General features: G+C 63.8%; 23 protein-coding genes, 1 tRNA gene, 1 pseudogene and 2 riboswitches. Of the genes and pseudogenes, 14 read left to right on the top strand and 11 right to left on the bottom strand.

Translation table 11 applies throughout. From position 1 onward, the window contains the following. Positions 1–94: 94 nt before the first annotated feature. On the top strand, positions 95–820 hold the full coding sequence (gene phbB, locus ACWGPT_RS12425) for an acetoacetyl-CoA reductase (protein WP_452605907.1): 726 nt from the start codon (positions 95–97) through the stop codon (positions 818–820). 66 nt (positions 821–886) lie between these two features. Here phbB and ACWGPT_RS12420 read toward each other — a convergent pair whose 3' ends face one another. Both ACWGPT_RS12420 and ACWGPT_RS12415 read right to left on the bottom strand, forming a co-directional pair. Continuing rightward, positions 887–1,141 carry a YMGG-like glycine zipper-containing protein gene (locus tag ACWGPT_RS12420; RefSeq protein WP_452605906.1) on the bottom strand — a complete coding sequence of 85 codons (255 nt, stop codon included), beginning with the start codon at positions 1,139–1,141 and terminating at the stop codon, positions 887–889. A gap of 31 nt (positions 1,142–1,172) precedes the next feature. Continuing rightward, positions 1,173–1,328 carry a DUF3309 family protein gene (locus tag ACWGPT_RS12415; protein WP_065814554.1) on the bottom strand — a complete coding sequence of 52 codons (156 nt, stop codon included), beginning with the start codon at positions 1,326–1,328 and terminating at the stop codon, positions 1,173–1,175. Positions 1,329–1,634: 306 nt separating this feature from the next. Here ACWGPT_RS12415 and ACWGPT_RS12410 point away from each other — a divergent pair, with 306 nt between their 5' ends. The 5 genes from ACWGPT_RS12410 (at position 1,635) to ACWGPT_RS12390 (ending at position 7,693) form a co-directional block, all read left to right on the top strand. Next, positions 1,635–4,679: a helicase-related protein gene (locus ACWGPT_RS12410; RefSeq protein ID WP_452605966.1), complete on the top strand. Its 3,045-nt coding sequence runs from the start codon at positions 1,635–1,637 to the stop codon at positions 4,677–4,679. A 2-nt stretch (positions 4,680–4,681) separates the two neighbouring features. After that, positions 4,682–5,026 carry an RNA-binding S4 domain-containing protein gene (locus ACWGPT_RS12405; RefSeq protein ID WP_452605905.1) on the top strand — a complete coding sequence of 115 codons (345 nt, stop codon included), beginning with the start codon at positions 4,682–4,684 and terminating at the stop codon, positions 5,024–5,026. 237 nt (positions 5,027–5,263) lie between these two features. Further along, on the top strand, positions 5,264–5,602 hold the full coding sequence (gene fdxA, locus ACWGPT_RS12400; protein WP_452605904.1) for a ferredoxin FdxA: 339 nt from the start codon (positions 5,264–5,266) through the stop codon (positions 5,600–5,602). Between the two features lie 370 nt (positions 5,603–5,972). Continuing rightward, a complete protein-coding gene (locus ACWGPT_RS12395) occupies positions 5,973–6,542 on the top strand; it encodes a CarD family transcriptional regulator (RefSeq protein ID WP_452605965.1) in 570 nt (189 codons plus the stop codon). Positions 6,543–6,832: 290 nt separating this feature from the next. Further along, complete coding sequence (locus ACWGPT_RS12390) at positions 6,833–7,693, top strand: RNA polymerase factor sigma-32 (protein WP_152341715.1); 861 nt, start codon at positions 6,833–6,835, stop codon at positions 7,691–7,693. Between the two features lie 9 nt (positions 7,694–7,702). Here the strand turns inward: ACWGPT_RS12390 and ACWGPT_RS12385 are convergent, their stop codons facing one another. The 7 genes from ACWGPT_RS12385 to ACWGPT_RS12355 all read right to left on the bottom strand — a co-directional run bounded on the left by ACWGPT_RS12385 (position 7,703) and on the right by ACWGPT_RS12355 (position 16,039). After that, entirely contained in the window at positions 7,703–9,232 is a 1,530-nt protein-coding gene (locus ACWGPT_RS12385) for a M48 family metalloprotease (RefSeq protein WP_452605903.1), read from the bottom strand. 190 nt (positions 9,233–9,422) lie between these two features. Then, a complete protein-coding gene (locus tag ACWGPT_RS12380) occupies positions 9,423–10,148 on the bottom strand; it encodes a thiamine ABC transporter ATP-binding protein (protein WP_452605902.1) in 726 nt (241 codons plus the stop codon). Continuing rightward, the gene (locus ACWGPT_RS12375) at positions 10,135–11,766 is read right to left on the bottom strand and encodes a thiamine/thiamine pyrophosphate ABC transporter permease ThiP (RefSeq protein WP_452605901.1); all 1,632 of its coding nucleotides are present in this window, start codon (positions 11,764–11,766) and stop codon (positions 10,135–10,137) included. Before ACWGPT_RS12375 ends, ACWGPT_RS12380 begins: the two co-directional genes overlap by 14 nt. Positions 11,767–11,772: 6 nt before the next feature. Further along, complete coding sequence (gene thiB / locus ACWGPT_RS12370) at positions 11,773–12,795, bottom strand: thiamine ABC transporter substrate binding subunit (RefSeq protein ID WP_452605964.1); 1,023 nt, start codon at positions 12,793–12,795, stop codon at positions 11,773–11,775. 17 nt (positions 12,796–12,812) lie between these two features. Beyond that, a riboswitch (TPP riboswitch) is annotated at positions 12,813–12,911 on the bottom strand. 50 nt (positions 12,912–12,961) lie between these two features. Beyond that, the gene (locus tag ACWGPT_RS12365; protein ID WP_452605900.1) at positions 12,962–13,411 is read right to left on the bottom strand and encodes a response regulator; all 450 of its coding nucleotides are present in this window, start codon (positions 13,409–13,411) and stop codon (positions 12,962–12,964) included. Positions 13,412–13,561: 150 nt separating this feature from the next. Then, on the bottom strand, positions 13,562–15,385 hold the full coding sequence (locus ACWGPT_RS12360) for an ABC-F family ATP-binding cassette domain-containing protein (protein WP_452605899.1): 1,824 nt from the start codon (positions 15,383–15,385) through the stop codon (positions 13,562–13,564). 3 nt (positions 15,386–15,388) lie between these two features. Then, positions 15,389–16,039 carry a thiamine diphosphokinase gene (locus tag ACWGPT_RS12355; RefSeq protein ID WP_452605898.1) on the bottom strand — a complete coding sequence of 217 codons (651 nt, stop codon included), beginning with the start codon at positions 16,037–16,039 and terminating at the stop codon, positions 15,389–15,391. A 98-nt stretch (positions 16,040–16,137) separates the two neighbouring features. Between ACWGPT_RS12355 and ACWGPT_RS12350 the strand changes: the two genes are divergently transcribed. The 4 genes and pseudogenes from ACWGPT_RS12350 (at position 16,138) to ACWGPT_RS12335 (ending at position 20,113) form a co-directional block, all read left to right on the top strand. Next, on the top strand, positions 16,138–16,977 hold the full coding sequence (locus ACWGPT_RS12350) for an AAA family ATPase (protein ID WP_452605963.1): 840 nt from the start codon (positions 16,138–16,140) through the stop codon (positions 16,975–16,977). A 53-nt stretch (positions 16,978–17,030) separates the two neighbouring features. Then, a riboswitch (SAM riboswitch) is annotated at positions 17,031–17,108 on the top strand. A 54-nt stretch (positions 17,109–17,162) separates the two neighbouring features. Beyond that, positions 17,163–18,083, top strand: coding sequence for a homoserine O-acetyltransferase MetA (metA, locus tag ACWGPT_RS12345; protein ID WP_452605897.1), 921 nt, complete (start codon positions 17,163–17,165; stop codon positions 18,081–18,083). Between the two features lies 1 nt (position 18,084). Further along, positions 18,085–19,036, top strand: a pseudogene (locus tag ACWGPT_RS12340) (vWA domain-containing protein). Between the two features lie 63 nt (positions 19,037–19,099). After that, complete coding sequence (locus ACWGPT_RS12335; protein WP_452605896.1) at positions 19,100–20,113, top strand: aldose epimerase family protein; 1,014 nt, start codon at positions 19,100–19,102, stop codon at positions 20,111–20,113. A 78-nt stretch (positions 20,114–20,191) separates the two neighbouring features. Here ACWGPT_RS12335 and ACWGPT_RS12330 read toward each other — a convergent pair. Then, positions 20,192–20,266, bottom strand: a tRNA-Gly gene (locus tag ACWGPT_RS12330). Positions 20,267–20,543: 277 nt separating this feature from the next. Between ACWGPT_RS12330 and ACWGPT_RS12325 the strand changes: the two genes are divergently transcribed. The 4 genes from ACWGPT_RS12325 (at position 20,544) to ACWGPT_RS12310 (ending at position 23,094) form a co-directional block, all read left to right on the top strand. Continuing rightward, complete coding sequence (locus ACWGPT_RS12325) at positions 20,544–21,065, top strand: prolyl-tRNA synthetase associated domain-containing protein (RefSeq protein WP_452605895.1); 522 nt, start codon at positions 20,544–20,546, stop codon at positions 21,063–21,065. Positions 21,066–21,119: 54 nt separating this feature from the next. Continuing rightward, positions 21,120–22,109: a thioredoxin gene (trxA, locus tag ACWGPT_RS12320; protein WP_452605894.1), complete on the top strand. Its 990-nt coding sequence runs from the start codon at positions 21,120–21,122 to the stop codon at positions 22,107–22,109. Positions 22,110–22,225: 116 nt separating this feature from the next. Continuing rightward, a complete protein-coding gene (locus ACWGPT_RS12315) occupies positions 22,226–22,900 on the top strand; it encodes an LON peptidase substrate-binding domain-containing protein (RefSeq protein ID WP_452605893.1) in 675 nt (224 codons plus the stop codon). Between the two features lie 5 nt (positions 22,901–22,905). Then, complete coding sequence (locus ACWGPT_RS12310; RefSeq protein WP_452605892.1) at positions 22,906–23,094, top strand: Trm112 family protein; 189 nt, start codon at positions 22,906–22,908, stop codon at positions 23,092–23,094. A gap of 9 nt (positions 23,095–23,103) precedes the next feature. Here ACWGPT_RS12310 and ACWGPT_RS12305 read toward each other — a convergent pair whose 3' ends face one another. Continuing rightward, positions 23,104–24,354 carry a ubiquinone biosynthesis hydroxylase gene (locus ACWGPT_RS12305; RefSeq protein ID WP_452605962.1) on the bottom strand — a complete coding sequence of 417 codons (1,251 nt, stop codon included), beginning with the start codon at positions 24,352–24,354 and terminating at the stop codon, positions 23,104–23,106. Positions 24,355–24,370 lie beyond the last annotated feature (16 nt).

The following is a 24,370-nucleotide window of genomic DNA, read 5'->3' as shown; positions in this document are numbered from 1 at the left end:
GCGACGGCCGCTGCAGCGGGTGCGGCAGCCGTTCTGATCGGGTCCGGCCCGGGCCCGCGATGGCCGATTGAAGGTGCAAGGGAGGAGAGCGGTGATGAGCAGGGTTGCATTGGTCACGGGGGGCACGCGCGGAATAGGCGCGGCCATCTCTATCGCACTCGGGGCTGCCGGATTTCGTGTCGCCGCAAGTTTTGCGGGAAACGAGGAGAAGGCGAAGACTTTCGGGGAAGAGACCGGCATCCCGGTCTTCAGGTGGGACGTCTCCAATTACCGGGAATGCGCCGATGGCGTCGCCCGCGTCGAGGAGGAGATCGGACCGGTGGACGTGCTCGTGAACAATGCCGGGATTACCCGTGACGGCATGTTTCACAAGATGACGCCCGAGCAATGGAACGAGGTCATTGCCACGAACCTTACCGGCCTGTTCAACATGACGCACCAGGTTTGGGGCGGGATGCGGGATCGCAGCTTCGGTCGCGTCATCAACATCTCGTCCATCAATGGGCAGAAGGGCCAGATGGGCCAGGTCAACTATTCCGCCGCCAAGGCGGGCGACCTGGGGTTTACCAAGGCGCTCGCCCAGGAGGGAGCGGCCAAGAACATCACCGTGAATGCCATCTGCCCAGGCTATATCGGCACAGACATGGTCAAGGCCGTGCCGGAAAAGGTCCTCAACGAACGAATTATTCCGCAGATCCCCGTCGGTCGGCTGGGGGAGCCGGAGGAGGTCGCTCGATGCGTCGTCTTTCTCGCGTCGGACAATGCCGGCTTCATCACCGGCTCGACGATTACCGTGAACGGCGGGCAGCATTTCGCCTGACAGACGGGACAAGGAAAAACGGCGCCGTGGGAGACGGCGCCGTTTCTTGTTGACGGAGGGTGACGATTAGCGGCAGCGCGCTTCGTAGGTCCGGCCATAACGGTCGCGATAGACGCAATAGCCTTGGCGGTCCTGAGAGGCGCCGACGAGCGCGCCAACGGCACCGCCCGCAACTGCGCCGATAGCCGCGCCACCCCAGCTGTTCGTAGCAACGCCGCCGATGACGGCACCGGTGCCGGCGCCGATGGCCGTGCCACGCTCCGTGGAGGTGCAGGATGCGAGGGAGCCGATGAGGGCAGCCGCGAGCAAGATCTTCTTCATGGTTGTTCCTTCCCGATTTAACGACGCGTTACTAGATCCTGCCCATAAGCAGGAGGATGATGACGATGACCAGGATGAGCCCTAGACCTCCTGATGGCCCATAGCCCCAGCCGCGGCTGTAACCCCAATTCGGCAGCGCGCCGATCAGAAGCAGTATCAGGATTACGAGCAACACCGTACCGAGCATGCTATTCTCCGATCCAAAGTTCAGGATGCGGGAACAAACGCATCTTCTACCGTTTTGTTCCGCCGCATCAATGCCTGGAGTGCGGAATGTTCCAGCGACCTTCCCCGGATCAGACCGCGCGTCGATAAACGGGGGCCGGTCAGCCGCCGATCGTGACCTTGCTGGTCCCCTCGCGGGTCATCCGGTCAAAAAAGCGGGACAGGCTTGCGGCTCTCTTGCCAGGAGGGGCCGCGATTGCCATCTCTGGGGCGCGGAAGGCGTGACTTCCAGCGACAGTGTGCGGATACGGATTTGAATTTCCAACCCATGATCCTGAGCGGCCGCGGCGTCACCGCCGTGCTCGGCCCGACCAATACGGGAAAGACCCATTACGCAATCGAACGGATGGTGGCGCACGGGAGCGGCGTGATCGGCCTGCCGCTGAGGCTGCTTGCCCGTGAGGTCTATACCCGCGTTGTGGAAAAGGTCGGGGCGAACGCGGTGGCCCTCATCACCGGTGAAGAGAAGATTACCCCGCCCAATGCCCGCTTCTCCGTCTGTACCGTCGAGGCGATGCCGCGTGAAACCACGGCTGCCTTCGTCGCGATCGACGAGGTCCAACTCGCGGCCGATCTCGAGCGCGGACACATATTCACGGACCGCATCCTGCATCTGCGCGGCCGCGAGGAAACCCTGCTTCTGGGGGCCGGCACCATGCGGCCGATCCTGCAGCGGATCCTTCCCGGCATCACGATCGTCGAGCGGCCGCGGATGTCGCAGCTTTTCTACGCGGGTCAGAAGAAGATCACCCGGCTTCCGCAGCGATCGGCCATCGTGGCGTTTTCGGCCGACGAGGTCTACGCGATCGCCGAGTTGATCCGCAGGCAACGCGGCGGCGCGGCGGTCGTTCTCGGCGCGCTGAGCCCGCGGACCCGCAATGCCCAGGTCGGCCTCTATCAGGAGGGCGACGTCGAGTATCTGGTCGCTACCGACGCGATCGGCATGGGCCTCAACCTCGATGTCGACCATGTTGCCTTTGCCCAGGACCGGAAGTTCGACGGCTTCCAGTTCCGCCATCTCACGCCCGGCGAGATGGGGCAGATCGCCGGTCGTGCCGGCCGTCACCTCCGCGACGGGACGTTCGGCGTGACCGGGCAGGTCGCTCCGCTCGACGATGAACTGGTGGAGCGGATCGAGAGCCATGAGTTCGACGAGGTGAAGGTGCTGCAATGGCGGTCGAAGGCACTCGACTTCTCGTCGCTGCGCGGCCTGCGCGAAAGCCTTGAAGTGGCGCCGACGATCCCTGGCCTCACGCGGGCGTTGCCCGCCACCGACAGTCAGGCGCTGGAGTATCTTTGCCGCTATCCCGAGATCGTCAACGTCTCGACCACCCCGGCACGCGTGGAAAAACTGTGGGAGGCCTGCGCGCTTCCCGACTACCGCAGAATCGCGCCGGCGCAGCATGCGGACCTTATTTCGACTCTTTTCTTCGATCTGGTGCGCCACGGTACCGTGAATGAAGATTTCATGGCCGAGCAAGTGAAGCGCGCTGACCGGACGGACGGCGAAATCGATACCTTGTCCGCTCGGATCGCCCAGATCCGCACCTGGACTTATGTCTCGAACCGCCCCGGCTGGCTGACCGATCCGACACACTGGCAAGAAAAGACCAGGGAAATTGAGGACAGGCTGTCGGACGCGCTACATGAACGGTTGACGAAACGCTTTGTTGACCGCAGGACATCTGTGCTCATGAGGCGCCTGAGAGAGAATGCGATGCTGGAAGCAGAAATCAGTGTGAATGGCGATGTCTTCGTAGAAGGACATCACGTCGGACAGTTGGCCGGATTCCGGTTTACGCCGATCTCGGGTGCGGAAGGTCCCGATGCGAAGGCTGTCCAGGCCGCCGCGCAGAAGGCCCTGACGCTCGAGTTCGAGGCGCGGGCTGCCCGGCTTTTTGCGTCCGGCAACAGCGACCTGGCGATCGGCTCGGACGGCTTCGTCCGCTGGCTCGGTGACCCGGTTGCCCGTCTCGCGGCAAGCGACCACGTCATGCGTCCGCGCGTCATCCTCCTTGCGGACGAGCAACTGGCCGGCAATGCACGCGATCATGTCATCGCCCGCATCGAGCGGTTCGTGAACCATCACATCGCCACCGTCCTGAAGCCGCTCGACGATCTTTCCCGCGCGGAGGACCTCCAGGGTCTCGCCAAGGGTCTGGCGTTCCAGCTGGTCGAAAACCTCGGCGTCCTGTTCCGCCGGGATGTGGCCGACGACGTGAAGTCGCTGGACCAGGACGCGCGCGCCTCCATGCGCCGGTACGGCATCCGTTTCGGCGCCTATCACATTTTCATGCCGGCCCTTCTGAAGCCTGCGCCTGCAGAACTCATCACGCTGCTGTGGGCGCTCAAGAACGACGGTCTCGACAAGCCGGGCTATGGCGAACTCATACCGGCGCTGGCCGCCGGCCGGACCTCTGTCGTTGCCGATCCGGGCTTCGAGCGCACGTTCTACAAGCTTGCAGGTTTCCGCTTCCTCGGGAAACGCGCGGTCCGCGTCGACATCCTGGAGCGTCTGGCGGACCTCATCCGTCCCCTCCTGCAGTGGAAGCCCGGAACGTCTCCACGTCCGGACGGCGCCTATGACGGTCGCCGCTTCATGACGACGACGTCCATGCTCTCGATCCTTGGCGCAACGCCGGACGACATGGAGGAAATTCTCAAGGGCCTCGGATATCGGGCGGACATCGTTACCGCCGAGGAGGCCTCGGCCTTCCTCTCGGCCCAGGAGCCGGCTTCCGCGTCCGACACCTCCGTGGCGGCCGAGGAGCAGGTTGAGCCGACCGCACCCGAAGGCGATCAGGCGCCGACGGAGGAGCAGGCTCCCGAAGCATCCGGCGACGATCATGGCCCCGAAGCCGAAACTTCCGTCACGGCACCAGATGCCCCGGAAGCAGAGGCCGATGCCTCTGCTGCGGACACTGCTGCCCCTGCCGCTGCCGCCGGCGAGGCGTCGGTAACAACAGAGCCCGAGGCGCCCAAGCCGGTACTCCTGTGGCGTCCGGCGGGCCGCAACGAAAACCAGCGTACCGGCCGGTCGCAGCAGCCGGACCGCCGCCATAATCGCGGCGAAGGTCGCGGCGAGGGGCGGGGACAGGGTGAACGGGACGCGAAGGGCCCGGGCCGACCGAACCGTCGGCCGGAGGGCAAGCCGGAGCGTGGACCGCGTCCTGAGAGGGGCGAACGTCCCGATCGCGGCAAAGCGTCGCAGCCTGCTCGCTTCGAGGCAAAACCGCCCCGCAAGGAGAAGCCGGTAGACCCGGATTCGCCATTCGCAAAGCTGGCCGCCCTGAAGGAGCAGATGAAGAAGTAGCCATGGACGAAGACGGCCCGGGTCAAGGTTCGCATCAGCGTATCGACAAGTGGCTCTTCTTCGCGCGCATGGTGAAGTCACGCTCGCTCGCCCAGTCGCTGATTGCGGCGGGTGCAGTGACCCTGAACGGCGAACCTGTCATCCAGTCGAGTTGCCAGGTTCGTCCCGGGGACAAGGTCAAGCTTGCGCTCGAGCGACGCGACGTCCTGCTTCTCGTTCGGGACGGCGGGTCGCGCCGCGGACCGTTCGAGGAGGCGCAACTCCTCTACTCCGACATTTCGGCCGAACTCGGCGAACAGCCCAAGCTGACGCCGTTCGAGCGCGCCCAGAGGCGCCTCAAGCCTTGAGTGGCGCCTCCTTGCCCGCGACATGCCACGCACCGCGCGGGCGGGAGAATAATGCTCTCAACGCATTGGTTTGCGAAGAAGGTTTATTCTTGCCATGCGCGGGGAAAGGTCTTACCTCACACACCGACGCGCGGGCTTTTGTGCCGGGTGGCCCCATGGCCAACGCCTTTCGTACGCGCCGGCGAGCGGCATACCTCCCGAGGCCGCCTCCGCCAGACCGCAATTCTGGAGTGCCGCATGACCTACGTAGTCACTGACAATTGTGTACGCTGCAAATATACCGATTGCGTAGAGGTCTGCCCGGTCGACTGTTTCTACGAAGGGGAGAATTTCCTCGTCATCCATCCCGACGAGTGCATCGATTGCGGTGTCTGCGAGCCGGAATGCCCGGCCGAGGCGATCAAGCCCGATACGGAGCCGGGGCTCGACAAATGGCTCAAGATCAATGCGGAATATGCCCAGATTTGGCCCAACATCACGGTGAAACGTGATCCGTTGCCGGAAGCCAAGGAGATGGATGGAGTTTCCGACAAGTTCGAGCAATACTTCTCGCCGGAACCCGGAAAGGGCGACTAAGTCCGTACGGCGTCAACCGCGGCTTGTGGTCTATGCGCTGCCTATTGATTAAGCAGGCAGAGATGATGCTGTCACGCCACGCATAAAAGCAAATAATTGATTTCCGCACTTTTTTGTGGTAGACAGACAACACTGTTCCACAAGCGGCACTGGTGTGCCCAAAAAACATCACGAAAGTAACAGGACATCCGACGCGGTTTCCGTGACATTCCAATAATGTGTTTGTCGTCGTTGATCGCGGTGGAGTTTCTTTTCGCGCACGTGGTCGGACCAGTATCGAGTGACCCGACGGTTTCCCCCGTCTCATCCGGGCCTGCCTGACCCGGCCCCGGTCGTACACCGGGTGCGTAACAGGGAGTTTGTGAAACGTATGACGACCCAGCAGAAAAAATCTTCGGCACGCCACGGCTTCAAGACCGGTGAAGCGATTGTTTATCCGGCGCACGGCGTAGGCATGATCACCGCCATCGAAGAACAGGAAGTGGCGGGCATGAAGCTCGAGCTTTTCGTGATCGACTTCGAGAAGGACAAGATGCGGCTGAAGGTGCCGGTGGCCAAGGCCGTCAGCATCGGCATGCGCAAGCTCTCCGAGACCGATTTCGTCGAGCGCGCCCTCAAGGTTGTCCAGGGCAAGGCCCGCGTGAAGCGCACGATGTGGTCGCGTCGCGCGCAGGAGTATGATGCCAAGATCAATTCCGGCGACCTGATCTCTATCGCCGAGGTTGTGCGCGATCTTTACCGTGCCGAAAATCAGCCTGAGCAGTCCTATTCCGAACGCCAGCTCTATGAAGCTGCGCTCGATCGGATGGCCCGTGAAATCGCGGCGGTCAACAAGATGTCCGATACGGAGGCCGTCCGCCTGGTCGAGGTCAATCTCGCCAAGGGACCGAAGCGGGGCAAGGTCGTAGAGGAAGAAGACTCCCAGGAAGAGGCCGCGTAAGCGCAGTCATTTCATTGCTGACCCAAAGACCCGGCCTTCGCGCCGGGTTTTTTTTGGAACTTTTTTCCGCGCAGGACGTTAATCCGCCGTAACGGCGACTGTTGTCCGTCTGCACGACGCCTCAACGGCTGTTTCCCAAACACGACATAGAGGTCGGCCTCGAGATGGCAAGACCTCGCGGGAACGAAGAGGGGATGAGGACGGCGGAAGGGGTCAATTCGTGGCAGCGGCCGCGGCATCATCCGACTGTCATTCTTGTCGAAGCCAGCCAACGTCACGGAGAAGACACGATGAAAGCCATGTCTGCGGACCGCAATATGATCAAGATCGCAATGTCGGCTCCCTATCTGGCGAGAGATGAGGAACGAAACCTTGCGGTCAGGTGGAAGGACGACCAGGATCAGGATGCCCGAAACCAGATTGCGCTCGCCCATATGCGGCTGGTAATCGCCATGGCTTCCAAGTTCCGCGGCTTCGGCCTGCCGATGAGCGACCTCGTACAGGAAGGCTATGTCGGGCTTCTTGAGGCAGCCGCCCGGTTCGAGCCCGCCCGCGACGTCCGTTTTTCCACCTATGCCAGCTGGTGGATCCGCGCCTCGATGCAAGACTATATCCTCCGCAACTGGTCGATTGTCCGCGGCGGCACGAGTTCCGCCCAGAAGGCGCTGTTCTTCAACCTGAGGCGCCTTCGCGCCAAGCTCGCGCGCGGCGACAGCAATCTTACATCGCGTGCGATCCATGAGGAGATCGCCGCCGCCCTCGGCGTCAGTGTCGCCGATGTCCAGACAATGGATGCGAGGCTTTCGGGCAACGACGCCTCTCTCCAGGCGCCTTCCATAGCCGGCGATGCAGACAGCGGCGAACGGCTGGACATGCTCGCAAGCGGAGAGCCTCTCCCCGACGAGCAGGTTTCCGGGATGATCGACGGCGAGCGGCGCATGCGATGGCTGCACGGTGCCCTCACCAAGCTCAACGATCGCGAGAAGAAGATCATCCGGGCGCGTCGGCTGACCGACGAGGGAGCGACGCTCGAAGCCCTTGGTGCGGAGCTCGGCATTTCCAAGGAACGCGTGCGCCAGATCGAGAGCCGGGCGATGGAGAAGCTCAAGTCCGCGCTCGTATCCGCCAATCCGCAGATGGCCGCCTGCTAGAGGGCGGTGCTATTCTGAAATGATCTTGAACTTCTGGCCGGGCGAAATCGCCGCGCCGGCCGGAAGCGCGTTGATCAGCTTGAAGAGGTCAAGCTTGCGGTCCGTACCCATCATGCGTCCGGCAAGGCTTGCCAGGGTGTCCTGCGGCCCGGCCGTCACGATCCGTATCCTGAGCGGCTTCAGCGAGGCTATCTCTTCGGGCGTCATCTTCCGGAAGCTCGACTTGAGCACGGTCGAAACCGAATCCACCGCCGCGCTCCCCTTGGGAACCGCCGTCAGGAAGCGAAAGATCTGGTCGTCGATCCGGATGACGGTGACGTCGAAATCCCAGCGCTCGGCCGAGGCACGGGCGGTCGCGGCCGGAAGGCCGTTGACGCTTGTCATGCGGACCGTTTCCGGCTTCAGGCCGGCAACCCAGCCGCTGGTCAGATAGTTGGTCAGGCTGGTGGTGTCGCCGGCATCGACCCCATCGAAGCGTATCGCCGTTTCACCGGGCCCGGTCGCGAGCACGGCATCCACCTTGTTGTCGATCCGGAAATCGGCCGGGACCTCGAAGCGTATGCCAAGGCTTCCGTGCAGGAATGTCTGCCCGCGCACGAAGCCTTCCTCCGGACTGTCGCCGTAGAGAAGGCCGTCAATGCCTGCCAGATAGTACTCACGCCCCCGGTCACCGACAGTCCCCTCCATGCCCTGCGCCCTCGCGTGTCGCCGCGCGAGATCGACGCGCTGCGGTGCGTTGGGATGGCTGGAGAGGAAGTCGAGGCTCTGGTCGCTGTCCGGATCCACCGAGGAGAAGCGCGCATAGGCGGCCATGGAATCGAGGAAGCGCGGAGCGGCATAGGGGTCGTAGCCGGCTTCTCCCAGCATCCGGACGCCGATCACGTCGGCCTGCAGTTCCTGCTGCCGGGAAAAGGCGGCCAGCCGCAGCTTGCCGCGTGCGAGGGCCTGCTTGCCGGCGAGGTCGCTGGAAAGGACTTCGGCGACCACCCGGCTGGCGATGACCTCCGCCTCCTCCCGCTTCTGGCGCTCGATCCCGTGGTTGGCCGTCACGTGGGCCATTTCGTGCGAGAGAACGGCCGCGACTTCCGACGCGTCGTTGGCGAGTGCAAGCAGGCCGCGCGTCACGTAAAGATAGCCGCCCGGCAGGGCGAACGCGTTGATCGCCGGCGAATTCAGGATGGTGATGCGGTAGGACTGCGAGGGATTTTCCGCGACGGCCGTCAGCGCCCCGGCGATGCGCGCGACCAGCCTTTCGGTCTTGGCATCGTGATACTCGCCGCCATAGCTCGCGACGATGCGAGGATGTTCGCGCGCGCCCATCTGGGCACGGGGGTCGTTCTTCTGAACCTGATCGACGATCTGCGGGTTCTCGGATGGGGCGACATTCGGCTGGTAAGCCTGGTCGAGGATGGACTGGCAGCTGGAGAGCGCGGCGGCGGAGGCGAACAGGAAGGCAAGATGCCTTGCCGCGCGGGCCGTACCGGTCCGGCGGGACGCCGTCCCTCCACGCTTGCTCGTCCGCAGTCTCGGCTTCGTCATTCTACAGACCCGCTTCCCATCATCCGCAGGGGACGCCCCACCCTGTACAAGGCCGGCCGCCTTTTTCTTCCGGCTTAGCGACTTTCTTTCAGCCAATATAGTGCTTCCTGTCCAGAACGCCCGTGGCAATCAAAGCAGGACCATGCTGTTGCTGCGATGCCACCGTGCCACGACTAAATTGTGGCAGGGGTCAGCCGGCGAGGAATTGCCGGACGGCGGCCAGATCATGCCGCTTCAGGAACTGCGCGACCGGGGCAGCGACCAGGATATGTCCACCGTCCATGAAAAGGACATGGTCCGCCAGGCGGCGAAGCTCCTCCCGGTCGTGGGTCACGAGGATGACGGTAATCCTGGTCTCCCGATGCAAATCGGACAGGAGCTCGGCCATCTCCAGCCTCAGCCCCGGATCCAGCGCGGCGAAGGGCTCGTCCAACAGGAGGACGGGCTTGCGGCGCACCAGCGCGCGGGCAAATGCGACGCGTTGCTGCTCGCCGCCGGACAGTGTGGGCGGGAGCCGCCGCTCCATGCCCGCCAACCCGACCCGATCAAGCGCGGTGACCACGGCTTCCCGCTCCTCGCCGCTCAGCTTGCGCAGGGACGGGTTGATCCCGAGCGAGACGTTGGTGAAGACGTCGAGGTGACCGAAGAGATTGTTGTGCTGGAAGACCAGCGATACCGGGCGCTCGGAGGGATGGCGGCCCGCCATATCCTTGCCGCCGAACAGGACGCGACCGCTGTCCGGCATCTCGAATCCGGAGACAAGGTTCAGAAGCGTGGACTTGCCCGCGCCGGATGGCCCGGCAATGGCGGTGATTATACCGGCCGGGATGGTGCAGTCGAGATGAAGGCGCGCGCTCCCCAGATTCAGGTCCAGGTTCTCGAGCCGGATTTCAGGCGCAGACTCAGCGATGGGCATGATGGCTCCCGTTCATTTGCCGACCCGACGTTCCGATCACCGTCAGCAGGAGACATACCGCCGCCAGCAACAGCGCGAGACCGTCGGCATCCTGCGTGCGGTAACTGGAGAGGCTGCCGTAGAGCAGCCAGGGCAGGGTGACGAAATCGTTGGAAGCGAAGAGCGCGACCGCCCCCAGGTCGCCGAGGGACAGCGCCATCGCGAACGATAGCGCCAGGAGCGCCGGCCTCGTCAGCACGGGGCGGTCGATCCGCCAGAAGCGGGCCCATCCCGTCACGCCAATGCTCGCGGCAAGGCGGGCGGTATCCCTGCGATGCTCGGCCATTGCCGGTTCCAGTACCCTGATGACGAAGGGGATCGACATCAGCGCGTTGATCGCAACGACGATCCAGACGATCCACGTTGACGCCGAGCCCGAGAGCCGCAGAAACAGGAACCAGCCCGTGCCCAGCACGACCGGTGGCACGAGGAGGACGAGCAGGGAGGTGGCGCCGAGAATGGAGGAGAAGCCGCCGAGCAGCATGCCGGGGTTCTTTCGGTCGGCAATCGCCAGGCGCGCGTTGACGAGGGCGACCGAGCCCGAGACTGCGAGCAGGCCGGATGCCAGCGTGATCGTCGCGCTCGTTGCCAGCGCCCGATGGAAGGTGTTGCTCTGGAGGAGACGGGAGAGGTCCGCCTGTAACCCCGCAGCGAGAACCGCGAGAACGGGCAGGAGGACAAAGGCGGTGGCGGTGGTGATGACCAGCGCGTCCCATGCACGCGCGGCAAATCCATGCCCGTCGAAACGACGCACGTGGCGCCCGCTTCTCGGAAACCGGTCATCGGTGGCAGGCAGGAGGGAGAGCGTGATCAGGAGCAGGGCCGTCAGACCGATCTGCAGCAGCGACAGCGCCACCGCGCGGGCGGGATCGAAGTCGAACCGCAGGGACTGGTAGATCGCGACTTCCAGCGTGGTCGCGGCCGGTCCTCCTCCGAGCACCAGGACGAGCGTGAAGCTCGTTGCGCAAAGCATGAAGACCAGGCCGGCGATTCCCGGCAGGACCCGGAGCAGCACAGGCCATTCGATGAACCGGAAGATAGGCGCCGGCCGCATGCCCAGTTGCGCGGCAAGCATCCAGTATTCGCCCGGCAGACGGTCGAGTGAGGCGACCATCAACCGGCAGGCGAGCGGCAGGTTGAAGAAAACATGCGCGAGCAGGATGCCGCCGAGGCCGTAGATGCTCACCGGCTCGTCGAGGCCTGCCTGCAGGAGGAGCGAGTTGAGGAGCCCCTGTCTGCCCCAGATCGTGATGAGGCCAAGCGCCGCCACAAGTGCGGGAAGCCCCATCGGCAGCGCCATCAGCCGCAGGATCCAGAGCCGTCCCGGAAGTTGCGGCCGCCGGGCGAGCGCCAGTGCGACCGGGATTGCAAGTCCGATGGAAAGCAGCGTCGAGAGCCCCGCCTGAAGCAGCGTGAACCGCAGTACGCGCACCGTATAGGCCGACCAGAAGGCGTGACCTTCACCTGCCGGCGCGGCGGCAAGAAGTGCGTAGACGGCAAGCCCTACAAAAGCGGCGATGGCGAAGAAGGCGATAATGCCTCCGCCGATCGCGGCTCTCTGCTCCCGTCCTGTCAGCATCGGAGGCTAGCGTCCGCTCATGGCGGTCAGCCATTCGTCGATCCATGCCTGACGGTTCGATGCCACTTCGGAAGGATCCATGAGGAAGGTCCTGGCCGGCTGCACGAGCCGATCGAACGCTGGTGGCAAAGGCTCGCTCGTCTTTCCCGCCGGCATCATCCAGTTGGTCGTCGGAATGATGTCCTGGAGGGCGGGCGACATCATGAAATCGAGGAACCGCCGCGCAAGTTCCTTCTCATCCGACGTCCGCGTCAGCCCTGCCACCTCGATCTGGATGTAATGGCCCTCAGCGAAGGGTGCCGCCTGGTATCGATCGCTACCCTCGGCGACCATGTGATAGGCGGGAGAGGTGGTGTAGGAGAGGACCATCGGAACCTCGCCCTTGGTGAACAAGCCATAGGCCTCCGACCAGCCCGGAGTTACGGTCAGGATGCGACGGCGAAGCTTGGTCCATGCCTCTTCGGCGTGGTCGCCGTAGACGGACTTCACCCACAAGAGCAATCCGAGCCCCGGGGTGGAGGTGCGTGGATCCTGGATCACGATCTTCTGCGACGGGTCCCCCTCCACCAGATCCTTCAGGCTCGTCGGCGGGGCGTCGATGGTCTTGGTGTCGTAGACGACTGCAAAATGTCCGTAGTCATAGGGGATGAAGATGTCGTCCCGGTAGCCGCCCGGCACCGTGATTGCGCCGGTATCGAGACCATGAGGCTCGAACAGGCTCGTCGCCTTGGCTTCTGCGGCAAGATTGGTGTCGAGACCCAGGACGATGTCGGCCTCAGTATTTTCGCCTTCGAGTTTCAGCCGGGAGAGAAGCGCGACGCCGTCGGCCACAGCCACGAAGTTCACCCTGCATCCGCAGGACTTCTCGAACTCCGCCTTTACCCGAGGGCCCGGGCCCCATTCGGCCGTGAAGCTTTCGTAGGTATAGACGGTAAGGCTGGGCTCCTGGGCAAGAGCCGGGGTCAGAGCGGTCAATCCCGCGATGAAAGCCAAAAATCCCGAGAGCCGCATCCATGCCTCCGTGCTGATCGCGAAGGAATAGGGGCCGATGGACGCCGTCTAATCCCTCCGCCGGTGTTAACCGGATCAGGTTCTGCGGGTTGGTGGATACCTCTCAGCCGCGCGCGGCACCCCGTTAGATCAGCCAGAGATTTAGCGAGGGACACGGCGCTTTGCAAGCGCCGTCCAGGTGCGGTCAGTGAGCGCGCTGGAAGACGCGAAGCTCGCGCGGCAGTTCGGCGCAGCCGCCCGTGCGGCCCGCAAGCGCATAGCCGATCGACTGCTCGATGACATGAGGCATGACCGGCTTGGTGAGAACGCCCAGAGGGCCGTTGTTGCCAGGCTCGATCTCCTCGGGATTTGCGGTCATGAAGATAACCGTAACTCCGTATTTCTCCGCCAGTTCACGGCCGATGGACGGGCCTGTCCTGCCGTCCGCCAGGTTGACGTCGACGAGGGCGATGTCCGCGGAATGCGCGAGTGCCAGGGCGGGGCTGCGACCGTTCGCCAGTCCGGCGACCTTGAGGCCCATGGCCTCGATCGTCTCTGCCACGTCGAGGGCAATCAGGAATTCGTCCTCCACGATGAGGACACGGTGTTCCTCGGAGACTGGGTTCTGCCAACCACTCGTTACGCCTGTCAGCATCGGATGCTCCTGATGGTTCGGTGCCGCTTGGTACCGATCAGGCCGTGCCACATCGATACTGCCACCCGAACGACCACTCGCCGGCATTGTTCCGCAATGCGACAGGTTGACGTGCTTCAAGTCCTTTTCATGGCTAACAGATGGTTAAGATCAGCCCTCAAGCTCCTCGCGCAGCATTTCAAGCTCAAGCCATTCCTCTTCCATCCCGGCAAGGCGCTTGCGCAGTGCCTCCAGTTCGCCAGCCAGCGCATTGAAGCCTGCCGGGTCCCTCGAGAAAAGGTTCGGATCGGCCATTCGCTCTTCCCGCGAGGCGATCTCGGCCTCGGCCCTTTCGATATCCTTCGGCAGGTTTTCCAGGGCGAACTTCTGCTTGAAGGACAGCTTGCCGCGATTCTTGGGCGCATCGCCGGCGGGCGGCGTCCCTTCCGCCTTTTCCCTGGCCTGGCGCTCGGATCGCCGTCTTTCCTCCTGCGCGCCGCGCCGTTGGGCCAGCATGTCAGAATAGCCGCCAGCATATTCGATCCAGCGCCCGTCCGGCGCCTCGGGATCGGCGGGCGCAATGGTCGAGGTCACCGTCCGGTCGAGGAAGTCGCGATCGTGGCTGACCAGGATGACGGTGCCGTTGTAGCCGGCGACGATCTCCTGCAGCAGGTCCAGCGTTTCGATGTCGAGGTCGTTGGTGGGTTCGTCGAGGATCAGCAGGTTGGAAGGCTTGGCCATGATCCGGGCAAGGATCAGGCGCGCGCGCTCGCCGCCGGAAAGGTTTTTGATCGGCGTCCGCATTTGCTCGGGCTGGAAGAGGAAATCCTTCATGTAGCCCGCGACGTGACGTTGTTCGCCATTGACGAGAAGCGTCTCGCCGCGTCCGTCCGTGAGGTAGTGGGCAAGCGTGTCCTCGGGGTCGAGGTCCTCGCGCTTCTGGTCGAGGGTGGCGATCTCGAGATTGGTTCCGAGCCGGACTGTGCCGCTATCGGGCTCGAGCTGGCCTGTCAGCATTTTCAGGAGGGTGGTCTTGCCTGCACCGTTCGGGCCGACGAGGCCTATCCTGTCGCCACGGTGCACGCGGATCGAGAAGGGAGCGACGATGACGCGTTCCCCGTAGAGCTTGGTAATGGCCTCCGCCTCGATCACCAGCTTGCCGGATTCCCGGCCTTCCGATGCGGCCGCCTGCACCGTCCCCTGCGGACCCTTGTGGCCGCGGTAGGTCGCGCGCATGGTCTGCAATTCACCAAGGCGGCGCATGTTGCGCTTGCGCCTCGCCGTCACGCCGTAGCGCAGCCAGTGCTCCTCGCGCTCGATCGCCTTGCCCAGCTTGTGCTGCTCCAGTTCCTCCGCCGCCAGCACCTCGTCGCGCCAGGCTTCGAAATGGGAAAAGCCGCGGTCGAGACGACGGGAGGTGCCGCGATCTAGCCAGACGGTCGCCGTCGAGACCTTCTCCAGGAAACGCCGGTCGTGCGAGATCAGCACGAGGGCGCTTCGCGTCTTCCGGAGCTCGTCCTCCAGCCATTCGATCGTCGGCAGGTCCAGGTGGTTGGTCGGCTCGTCGAGCATGAGGATGTCGGGCTCGGGCGCCATGACGCGGGCAAGCGCCGCGCGCCGGGCTTCGCCGCCCGAGAGGCGTGCCGGGTCCTCCTCCCCGGTGAGGCCGAGATGTTCCAGGAGGTAGGTGACGCGGTAGGGATCGTCGCCGGGCCCGAGGCCTGCTTCCGCATAAGCCTGGACCGTTCGATAGCCCTGGAAGTCCGGTGCCTGCTCGAGGTACCGGATCGTCGCCCCCGGATGGCGGAATACTTCGCCCGATTGCGGCTCGACCATGCCGGCGGCGATCTTCATCAGCGTGGACTTGCCGGATCCGTTACGTCCGACGAGGCAGATGCGGTCGCCCGGTTCCACCTGCAGGCTCGCGCCGGCCAAAAGGGGCGTGCCCCCGAAGCTCAGGAAGATATCGTCGAGTTTGAGGATGGGAGGCGCCATGGGTCAGGCTCCGCTGAGGTCATAGGGGCGGGCGAGGATCATCGCCGTGCCGCGTTGAAGGGCGAAGGTGACGGGACCCTTGGCCACATTTGAAATCGTCCGGGACGAGCCGAAGGGCAGGGAGAAACTCTCCAGCGGGTAGCGGGCGTTGACGATATCGAGACCCTCCAGGTCGGAGAGACCGATCACCGAGAACAAGGAACCAGCCGGCAGGTCGATCGCGACGCGTCCCGGAAGCAGGGGCACGGCTTCTTCGGTTCCGGAGGTCAGCAGCACGTCGATGCCCCGCTCGGCAAGGCTCAGGGCATGGACGACATGCTGCAGGGCATGGTCACTTCGCTCGCCGCCGAGGGCGCCCGCAAGCACAAGGCGTCCCGCTCCCCGCTCGATTGCCTCGGCCGTCGCGATCTCTCCGTCGGTTTCGTTCTTGGCTGACGGATACGGGTGGCGCGGGACGTCCGGGAAAGCCTTCATCAGGGCCGGCTCCGTGGAGTCGAAATCGCCGACCCAAAGTTCCGGCTCGATCCCGAGGGTCGCGGCATGGCGCATGCCCCCGTCGGCGGCGATGAAGCGGCTTCCTTCGAGCGCCCGTCGCAGCCGGTCGGTGAGCGTAAGCTCGCCTCCGAGCAGGATCGTGAACGTGGACTTGGTCATTGGTGAAGCCCATAGCCCAAACGGGCCGGCGAGGGAAAGCGACTTGCATGGCATTCGCCGAGCTTTTAGGTTGCGGCCACAATCCGAACAGGTCCATCATGCAGTTCCAGGGTACCGCCGACTATATCGCCGACACCGACCTGATGGTCGCCGTCAACGCCGCGATCCGTCTCGAACGGCCGCTCCTGGTCAAGGGCGAGCCGGGGACGGGCAAGACGGAACTGGCCAGGCAGATCGCTGCCGCTCTCGGTCTCGACCTCATCGAGTGGAACGTCAAGTCGACCACAAAGGCGCAGCAGGGCCTTTACGAATACGACGCCGTGTCGCGCCTGCGCGACAGCCAGCTCGGCGACGAGCGCGTCAACGATGTGGCCAACTACATCCGGCAGGGTAAATTGTGGCAGGCCTTTTCGGCGCCCCGGAAGACCGTCCTGCTGATCGACGAGATCGACAAGGCCGACATCGAGTTTCCGAACGACCTCCTGCAGGAACTCGACCGGATGGAATTCCACGTCTACGAGACCGGCGAGACGGTGAAGGCGAGGCAGCGTCCGATCGTCATCATCACGTCCAACAATGAAAAGGAACTTCCCGACGCCTTCCTGCGCCGGTGTTTCTTCCATTACATCCGCTTTCCCGATGCCGAGACGCTGGCCCATATCGTCGAGGTGCACTATCCGGGCATCAAGCAGGAACTTGTCCGCAACGCGCTGGCGCAGTTCTACCAGATCAGGGACGTGCCGGGCCTGCGCAAGAAGCCGTCCACCTCGGAGGCCCTCGACTGGATCCGGCTGCTGGTATCCGACGATATCGACCCGGCGGACCTGCGCGCCGACGTCAAGACGATCCTGCCGCGGCTGCACGGGGCGCTTTTGAAGAACGAGCAGGACGTCCACCTGTTCGAACGCCTGGCCTTCATGGCGCGGCGGGAGCGGTGACGCTCCGTACCCGCCGACCGGAATTGACCTGCGGGGAAGAAGAGCCTATCTAGATTTCACTTCGTGGTGATTTGGCCGGCCGGCTTGCAGCCACGTTAAACAAGTCGCTAAAGGGCCGCGCGAAGTTCACTTTGACGCGCCGGTTGCGATTTGTCGCCGCCGGCTTTTTGTTTTGTGAGTGTGCGATGCCGATCAAGATTCCCGATACGCTGCCTGCATTCGGAACCCTCGTGCAGGAGGGTGTGCGGGTGATGACCGAGACGGTCGCCGTGCGTCAGGATATCCGCCCCCTGCAGATCGGGCTGCTCAATCTCATGCCGAACAAGATCCGGACCGAGATGCAGATGGCGCGGCTCGTCGGGGCTACGCCTCTGCAGGTGGAGTTGTCGCTGGTGCGGGTCGGAGGTCACAAGGCCAAGAACACGTCCGAGGATCATCTGCTCGCCTTCTACAACACCTGGGACGAGATCAAGCATCGCAAGTTCGACGGCTTCATCATCACCGGCGCGCCCGTCGAGACGCTGCCCTTCGAGAGCGTCACCTACTGGGAGGAAATGCAGCAGATCCTCGACTGGACGACGACCAACGTGCATTCGACGATGAATGTCTGCTGGGGCGCGATGGCGGCGATCTACCATTTCCATGGCGTGCCCAAGAAAGAACTGCCGGAAAAGGCGTTCGGCGTCTATCGCCACCGCAATCTCAGTCCGTCGTCCGTCTACCTGACCGGCTTCTCGGACGACTTCCAGGTGCCGGTGTCCAGGTGGACGGAGGTTCGGCGCGAGGATATCGAGAAGGTCCCCGACCTCAGGATCCTGATGGAATCCGACGAGATGGGCGTCTGTCTCGTCGAGGAGGAAAAGGGCCGCCGCCTCTACATGTTCAATCATGTGGAGTATGATTCCACTTCGCTGGCCGAGGAGTACTTCCGCGACGTCGATGCCGGGGTGCCGATCAAGATGCCGCACAACTATTTCCCGCATAACGACGTGACCCTGCCGCCGCAGAACCGCTGGCGCAGCCACGCGCATCTCCTGTTCGGGAACTGGATCAACGAGATCTACCAGACGACCGAATACGACCTGGAGCGCATCGGGACCAAGTAGAATGCTGCTTTCCTTTTTCCTTCAGCTCAAGGCAGAAAGGGTTCCCGTCACGCTGCGGGAATATCTCACCCTCCTCGAGGGGATGAAGCAGCAGCTTGCGGATTTCGACGTCGAAGCCTTCTATTACCTCGCGCGGACATGCCTGGTGAAGGACGAGCGCCACATCGACCGGTTCGACAGGGTCTTCGGCTCGCATTTTCGCGGGCTGGAGGCGGTTTCGGGAGAGGCCGGGGCCGAGGTGGTCGAGCTTCCGGACGAGTGGCTGCGCAGGCTGGCGGAAAAGCACCTGACTGAGGAGGAAAAGCGGCTCGTCGAGGCGCTCGGCGGCTTCGAGGCATTGATGGAAACGCTCCGCAAACGCCTCGAAGAGCAGAAGGGACGCCATCAGGGAGGCTCGAAGTGGATCGGCACGGCCGGAACCTCTCCGTTCGGCGCCTACGGCTACAACCCGGCCGGAACGCCGCAATGCCGTAAAGCTGCTGATGTTCTTCGATGTCGGCGGCTCCATGGACGATCACGTACGGGACGTCGAGGAACTGTTTTCCGCCGTCCGCAGCGAATTCCGGCATCTGGAGCATTTCTACTTCCACAACTGCCTCTACGAGAGCGTATGGAAGAACAACGGCCGCCGTTCGGAAAGAGTGCCGACGGAGGCGATCATCAACGGGTTCGGCAAGGACTACCGGGTCATCTTCGTCGGCGACGCGTCGATGAGTCCCTACGAGATCACCCATCCCGGTGGTTCCGTGGAGCATTGGAACCAGGAAGCCGGGGAGGTGTGGCTTCGCCGCGTGACAGCACATTTCCAGCGCTTTGCCTGGATCAATCCGGTGCCGGACGCCCAATGGCCCTATGTCCAGTCGATCGGCATGATGCGCCAGCTCCTCTCCGACCGGATGTATCCGCTGACGCTCGGCGGGCTGGAGCAGGTGACGCGCGTCCTCGGACGCTAGGGCTTTGCAGTTGCATCATCCGCCTGAATCGATCAGGTTCTGCGGCGGATCTGGGAGGGTGCGATGGCAGGGCCGGAAGTTTTCGGGAAGACGGCGAAGGGGGAGACGGTTCATCGGGTCCGGCTCTCTGGTGGAGGGCTGACGGCCGCCGTCATGACATGGGGCGCGGTCATCCAGGATCTGCGCCTGGACGGTCACGAGCCGCCCCTGGTGCTCGGCTTCGATAAGTTCGACGACTATCCGCGGTATTCATCCTATTTCGGCGCCACGCCCGGACGCGTCGCCAACCGCATCACCGGCGGGCGCTTCCGGCTCGACGGCAGGGTCCATCAGCTCGAACTCAACGAGAAGGGCGTCACCCATCTCCATGGCGGAAGCGATGGTATGGCGAAACGGGTTTGGGAGATCGTCGACCTTGCTGCGGACCGGGTGGTGTTGCAGATCACCGACCCCGACGGGCGCGCCGGCTATCCCGGAAACTGCACCATAAAGGCTACCTACCATCTGCCGGGGAATGGCGTGCTTGGCGTCACCTACGAATCGACCGCCGACCAGTCGACGCCCTGCAACATCTGCCAGCACAGCTATTTCAACCTCGACGGGGCGGAGACCACGCTCGGCCACGACATCATGATCGCCGCCGACCATATTCTCGAGGTCGACGAGCGGCAGTGCCCCACCGGAAACCTGACCGCGGTCGAGGGCACGCCTTACGATCTTCGCGTCATGGGGCCGATGGACCGTCCTCAGGGGGAAGGACGTATCCTGTTCGATCACAATTTCTGCCTCTCTGAGGAAAGGGTGGGCAAACGCCCGGTTGCCCTCGCTCGTAGCGCACGTTCCGGCGTGTCGCTTGAGGTTCGCACGACGGAGCCAGGCCTCCAGTTCTATTCCGGCTACAAGCTCGACGTACCCGTCCCCGGCCTCGACGGCCGTCGCTATCCGGCCTTTGCCGGCTTTTGTCTGGAAACCCAGGGCTGGCCGGACGCCGTCAACCACCACGGATTCCCCGGCACGATCCTGCGCCCGGGCGAGGTGCTGCGCCAGGAGACGGATTACGTGTTCAGGAAGGAGTAGGAGGAGTATTTTGTTGCGAAAAGGCCCGTTCACCGACGTCAGATCCGGTGTGCCTAATATTCGCGATTGAGAGAAAAATGGAGCGGGTGAAGCGATTCGAACGCTCGACCCCAACCTTGGCAAGGTTGTGCTCTACCCCTGAGCTACACCCGCTCATATCCGCGATCCTGGGGTAGTCAGTGGATCGTGGGCCGCCATCGTCCGGCGACGGGCGGTATATGGCCTAAGTCGTTTTTGATTGCAACAGGGAAAAGACGATGCAGCCCAGAAATTTTTAAGGGCGGCGCGCCGACCCCGGGTGCCTCTTCAAAATGGCAATGGGCGGGCTCCGTCGAGGGCGCGTTTCGCTTGCCCGCAATCGGAGGCCACGATAATCCGATGGCCGGCGGCGGTACGCCCGCCGGACCTGAACAACGGACAATCGGCTGACATGAACGACACCGCGATCGCGCCTCCGGCGACCACACCCGAGGATCTCTATGATTTCCTCGACAAGCTCGGCATTTCCCACACGACGAAGACGCATGCCCCGGTCTTCACCGTGGCGGAATCGGTCAGCCTGCGCGACGAGATCCCGGGCGGGCATACAAAGAACCTCTTCGTGAAGGACAAGAAGGACCGTTACTTTGTCCTGACCGTTGAGGAGAACGCGACCGTCGACCTGAAGACGGTCCACAAAATCATCGGTGCCTCCAGCCGGGTGTCGTTCGGCCGGCCCGAGAAGATGATGGAATATCTCGGCGTCGTGCCGGGCTCGGTCACGGTGTTCGGTGCGATCAACGACAAGGGCGGCAATGTCACCTTCGTCCTGGACGAGGACCTGATGCAGCACGAGGTCATCAACGGCCATCCGCTTTCCAACGATGCAACCACGTCGGTCGGCCGCGCCGACCTCATCCGGTTCCTGGAAGCGACGGGCCATACACCGCTTGTCTTGAAAGTCACCGACTGACATACGATGTTTCGCGGCGTATAAAGCGGCGAAGACGATACCGGGAGAGAGCTCATGAGCGGCACAGACAATCCCTATGGCGGCTCCTATGGTGGCCAGATGACCGGCCAGGCCCAGTTCGGCGGCCCGGCCGCAACGAACGGCGGTGAAGCCGGCAACGGCGCCGGCTCCTACATCAAGGATACGACCACGGCGGCCTTCGCGACCGACGTGATGGAGGAATCGCGCCGGCAGCCGGTCCTCGTCGATTTCTGGGCGCCCTGGTGCGGCCCGTGCAAGCAGCTGACGCCGGTCCTGGAGCGCGTCGTCAACGAGGCGCAGGGGCGGGTCAGGCTCGTCAAGCTCAACATCGACGACCATCCGGCCATCCCCGGCCAGATGGGCATCCAGTCCATTCCCGCCGTCGTCGCCTTCGTGGACGGCCGGCCGGTCGACGGCTTCATGGGAGCGGTGCCGGAGACGCAGATCCGGCAGTTCATCGACAAGGTGGCCGGTCCGGCCGGTGCCGATCAGGCGGCCGAGATCGAGGCGGCACTCGTCGAGGCCGATGGCCTGCTCGCTAGCGGTGACGTCCAGTCGGCGGCGCAGCTCTACGGCGCCGTTCTCCAGGCCGATCCGGAAAACGCAAAGGCAGCCGCCGGGATGATGCGCTGCATGATCGAGCTCGGCGACCTCGCGCGCGCCTCGCAGATGCTGCAGTCCCTTCCGCCGGAAATCGCAGCCGAACCCGCCGTGCAGGCGGTCGCAAAGAAGATCGAGCAGTTCGAGGAGGCCCGCAAGCTGGGTGATCCGACCGCGCTCGAACATCAGTTGTCCCTCGATCCGGACGATCACGAAGCCCGGATGAAGCTTGCGAAGATCCGCAATGCCGAAGGCAAGCGCGAGGAGGCGGCCGATCACCTGCTGATGATCATGCGCAAGGACCGCAGCTTCGACGACGATGGCGCGCGCCGCCAGCTTCTGGAATTCTTCGAGGCGTGGGGGCCGAAGGATCCGACCACCATCGCGGCCCGCCGCCGGATGTCTTCCATCCTGTTCTCCTGAGTTCCTGCTGCCCTGGCAGGCGAAAGGCCACCTTGCGTTGCCGGTCCGCCGCCCCACATTAGCGACAATGGCGGAGAGGGCACGGTACTCGGTGGTCCTATGGAGGATTGGGCCTGATGATTGTGGGTAATGCACGATATGTGAAGCGCGAGGACCTGCCGGAAACGGCACGGGTGTTCCCGCTGACAGGGGCGCTTCTTCTGCCCGGCGGCCAGTTGCCGCTCAATGTTTTCGAGCCACGTTATCTCAGCATGTTCGATGCGGCGCTGGCCGGCGATCGGCTGATCGGCATCGTGCAGCCGGCCTTGTCGGAGCAGGGCGGAACCGACGTCGCGAGGCCGTCGCTCAGCAGCGTCGGCTGCATCGGGCGCATCACCTCCTTTGCCGAGACGGGAGACGGCCGCTACATCGTCTCGCTGAGCGGCGTCTGCCGCTTTCGGCTGCTGGACGAGGTCGGCGAGGGCCATCCCTTCCGTACCTTCAGGATCGCTCCACTGATGGCTGATCTCTCGGCCGAGGACGACGAGGCTACGGTCGATCGCGCCGAACTGCTGCGTGTGCTTCGCGCCTATCTCGACGCCAACAAGCTCGAAGCGGACTGGGAGAGCGTGGAGCGCGCCGGAAACCGCACCCTGGTGAATTCGCTTTCGATGATGTCGCCCTTCGGGCCGGCCGAGAAGCAGGCGCTGCTCGAGGCCCCCGACCTCAGGACGCGGGCGGAGACGCTGATCGCGATAACCGAAATCCTCCTCGCCCGCGGCGCGGGCGATACCGATACGGTGCTGCAGTAGTCGCCATGGATCAGATCGTCAGCAAGGTCGACCCCAAACTGCTCGAGCTCCTCGTCTGCCCGCTGTCGAAGGCAAGGCTGCGCTTCGATCGCGACGCAAACGAACTCGTCTCGGAAAAGGCGAGGCTTGCCTATCCCATCCGCGACGGCGTGCCGATCATGCTGATCTCGGAGGCACGGCGGCTGAACGAGTAGTTGCCGCCCTCAGATCGGCTGGCCGGTCAGGAGCTTCGGCTGGTTGGGTCCCTCGGTGCCGGCGGCCTCGCCGATGAAGTAGGATTTCAGGGCCGGCAGCCGCTCCACCAGCGACAGACCGAAATCGCGGGCGATCCGGATCGGCGTGATGTCGTTGGAGAAGAGGCGGTTCAGCACGTCCGTCGTCACGCCCATGCGGAAGGTGTCGAAGCGCCGCCAGGACTGGTAGCGTTCGAGCACGTTCAAGGCGCCGATGTCGAGGCCAAGGCGATCCGCCTCCACGATCGTCTCGACCAGTGCTGCGACATCCTTGAAGCCCAGGTTGAGGCCTTGTCCCGAGATCGGGTGAATGCCGTGCGCCGCGTCGCCCGCGAGTGCAAAGCGCGGCGCGACGAAGGCGCGCGCCAGGGTCAGCCCGAGCGGGAAGGCTTGCCGGCTGCCGGCGACGGTGATGGCGCCGAGCTTGTGGCCGAAGCGCCGCTGCAATTCCTCCTCGAAGACCAGTTCATCGGCCGCGACGAGATGGTTCGCGTCTTCGCGGCGCTCGGTCCATACCAGCGACGAGCGATTTCCGGTGAGCGGCAGGATCGCGAAGGGGCCGGAGGGAAGGAAGTGTTCCTCGGCCACGCCGTTGTGCGGCCTCTCGTGTTCAACCGTGGTGACGATCCCCGACTGGCCATAGTCCCAGCTCACCGTCTTGATGCCCGCCATGTCGCGCAGCTTCGATCTGACGCCGTCGCAGGCGACAAGCAGGCGGGTGTCGATCGTGCTGCCGTCCGACAGGGTGACGGTCGTCCTCGTGCTCGTGGTGGCAAAGCCGGTCGCCGACAGGCCGTGTCTGATGGCAATTCCGAGACGGTCGCAGGCGCCCCTGAGCGCCCGGACCATCGAGACGTTGGGGACCATGTGCGCGAACGGTCGGCCTTCCTCGACGGCGCCGTCGAAAGTCAGGAAAACCGGACGCACCGGATCGGAGGTGCGGGAATCGGTGACGACCATCCTGTTGATCGGTTGCGCATCCGGCAGGATCTCCTGCCATACGCCCAGCACCTCGAGCATGCGGCTTGCGGCGGCGATGATCGCGGAGGCGCGCTGGTCCTTCTGCCAGACGTGCTCGGGTGCGGCCTCGATGACCTCGATGTTCAGATGCGGGGCAGACTGCTTCACCGCGACCGCCGCGGAAAGCCCGACATAGCCCCCGCCGACCACCAGCATATCCAGCATTTTTCCATTCTCCCGAGAGACTTGAGAAGACGATATCGTCCATATAGATCAT

Source organism: Pseudorhizobium sp. NPDC055634 (assembly GCF_053618655.1).
Note: the sequence above shows the minus strand (reverse complement) of the source record. Positions and strands in the feature narration are given on the sequence as shown.

Bases quoted from the DNA above. Each gene is read 5' to 3' on its own strand.
- ACWGPT_RS12390 (WP_152341715.1), top strand. From the start codon at position 6,833: ATGAAAGCCATGTCTGCGGACCGCAATATGATCAAGATCGCAATGTCG.
- ACWGPT_RS12375 (WP_452605901.1), bottom strand. From the start codon at position 11,766: ATGCTGACAGGACGGGAGCAGAGAGCCGCGATCGGCGGAGGCATTATC.
- fdxA (WP_452605904.1), top strand. From the start codon at position 5,264: ATGACCTACGTAGTCACTGACAATTGTGTACGCTGCAAATATACCGAT.
- ACWGPT_RS12335 (WP_452605896.1), top strand. From the start codon at position 19,100: ATGGCAGGGCCGGAAGTTTTCGGGAAGACGGCGAAGGGGGAGACGGTT.
- ACWGPT_RS12310 (WP_452605892.1), top strand. From the start codon at position 22,906: ATGGATCAGATCGTCAGCAAGGTCGACCCCAAACTGCTCGAGCTCCTC.
- ACWGPT_RS12380 (WP_452605902.1), bottom strand. From the start codon at position 10,148: ATGCCCATCGCTGAGTCTGCGCCTGAAATCCGGCTCGAGAACCTGGAC.
- ACWGPT_RS12360 (WP_452605899.1), bottom strand. From the start codon at position 15,385: ATGGCGCCTCCCATCCTCAAACTCGACGATATCTTCCTGAGCTTCGGG.
- ACWGPT_RS12395 (WP_452605965.1), top strand. From the start codon at position 5,973: ATGACGACCCAGCAGAAAAAATCTTCGGCACGCCACGGCTTCAAGACC.
- ACWGPT_RS12350 (WP_452605963.1), top strand. From the start codon at position 16,138: ATGCAGTTCCAGGGTACCGCCGACTATATCGCCGACACCGACCTGATG.
- ACWGPT_RS12365 (WP_452605900.1), bottom strand. From the start codon at position 13,411: ATGCTGACAGGCGTAACGAGTGGTTGGCAGAACCCAGTCTCCGAGGAA.
- ACWGPT_RS12385 (WP_452605903.1), bottom strand. From the start codon at position 9,232: ATGACGAAGCCGAGACTGCGGACGAGCAAGCGTGGAGGGACGGCGTCC.
- ACWGPT_RS12315 (WP_452605893.1), top strand. From the start codon at position 22,226: ATGATTGTGGGTAATGCACGATATGTGAAGCGCGAGGACCTGCCGGAA.
- ACWGPT_RS12410 (WP_452605966.1), top strand. From the start codon at position 1,635: ATGATCCTGAGCGGCCGCGGCGTCACCGCCGTGCTCGGCCCGACCAAT.
- ACWGPT_RS12355 (WP_452605898.1), bottom strand. From the start codon at position 16,039: ATGACCAAGTCCACGTTCACGATCCTGCTCGGAGGCGAGCTTACGCTC.
- ACWGPT_RS12325 (WP_452605895.1), top strand. From the start codon at position 20,544: ATGAACGACACCGCGATCGCGCCTCCGGCGACCACACCCGAGGATCTC.
- trxA (WP_452605894.1), top strand. From the start codon at position 21,120: ATGAGCGGCACAGACAATCCCTATGGCGGCTCCTATGGTGGCCAGATG.
- metA (WP_452605897.1), top strand. From the start codon at position 17,163: ATGCCGATCAAGATTCCCGATACGCTGCCTGCATTCGGAACCCTCGTG.
- ACWGPT_RS12405 (WP_452605905.1), top strand. From the start codon at position 4,682: ATGGACGAAGACGGCCCGGGTCAAGGTTCGCATCAGCGTATCGACAAG.
- phbB (WP_452605907.1), top strand. From the start codon at position 95: ATGAGCAGGGTTGCATTGGTCACGGGGGGCACGCGCGGAATAGGCGCG.
- ACWGPT_RS12415 (WP_065814554.1), bottom strand. From the start codon at position 1,328: ATGCTCGGTACGGTGTTGCTCGTAATCCTGATACTGCTTCTGATCGGC.
- ACWGPT_RS12420 (WP_452605906.1), bottom strand. From the start codon at position 1,141: ATGAAGAAGATCTTGCTCGCGGCTGCCCTCATCGGCTCCCTCGCATCC.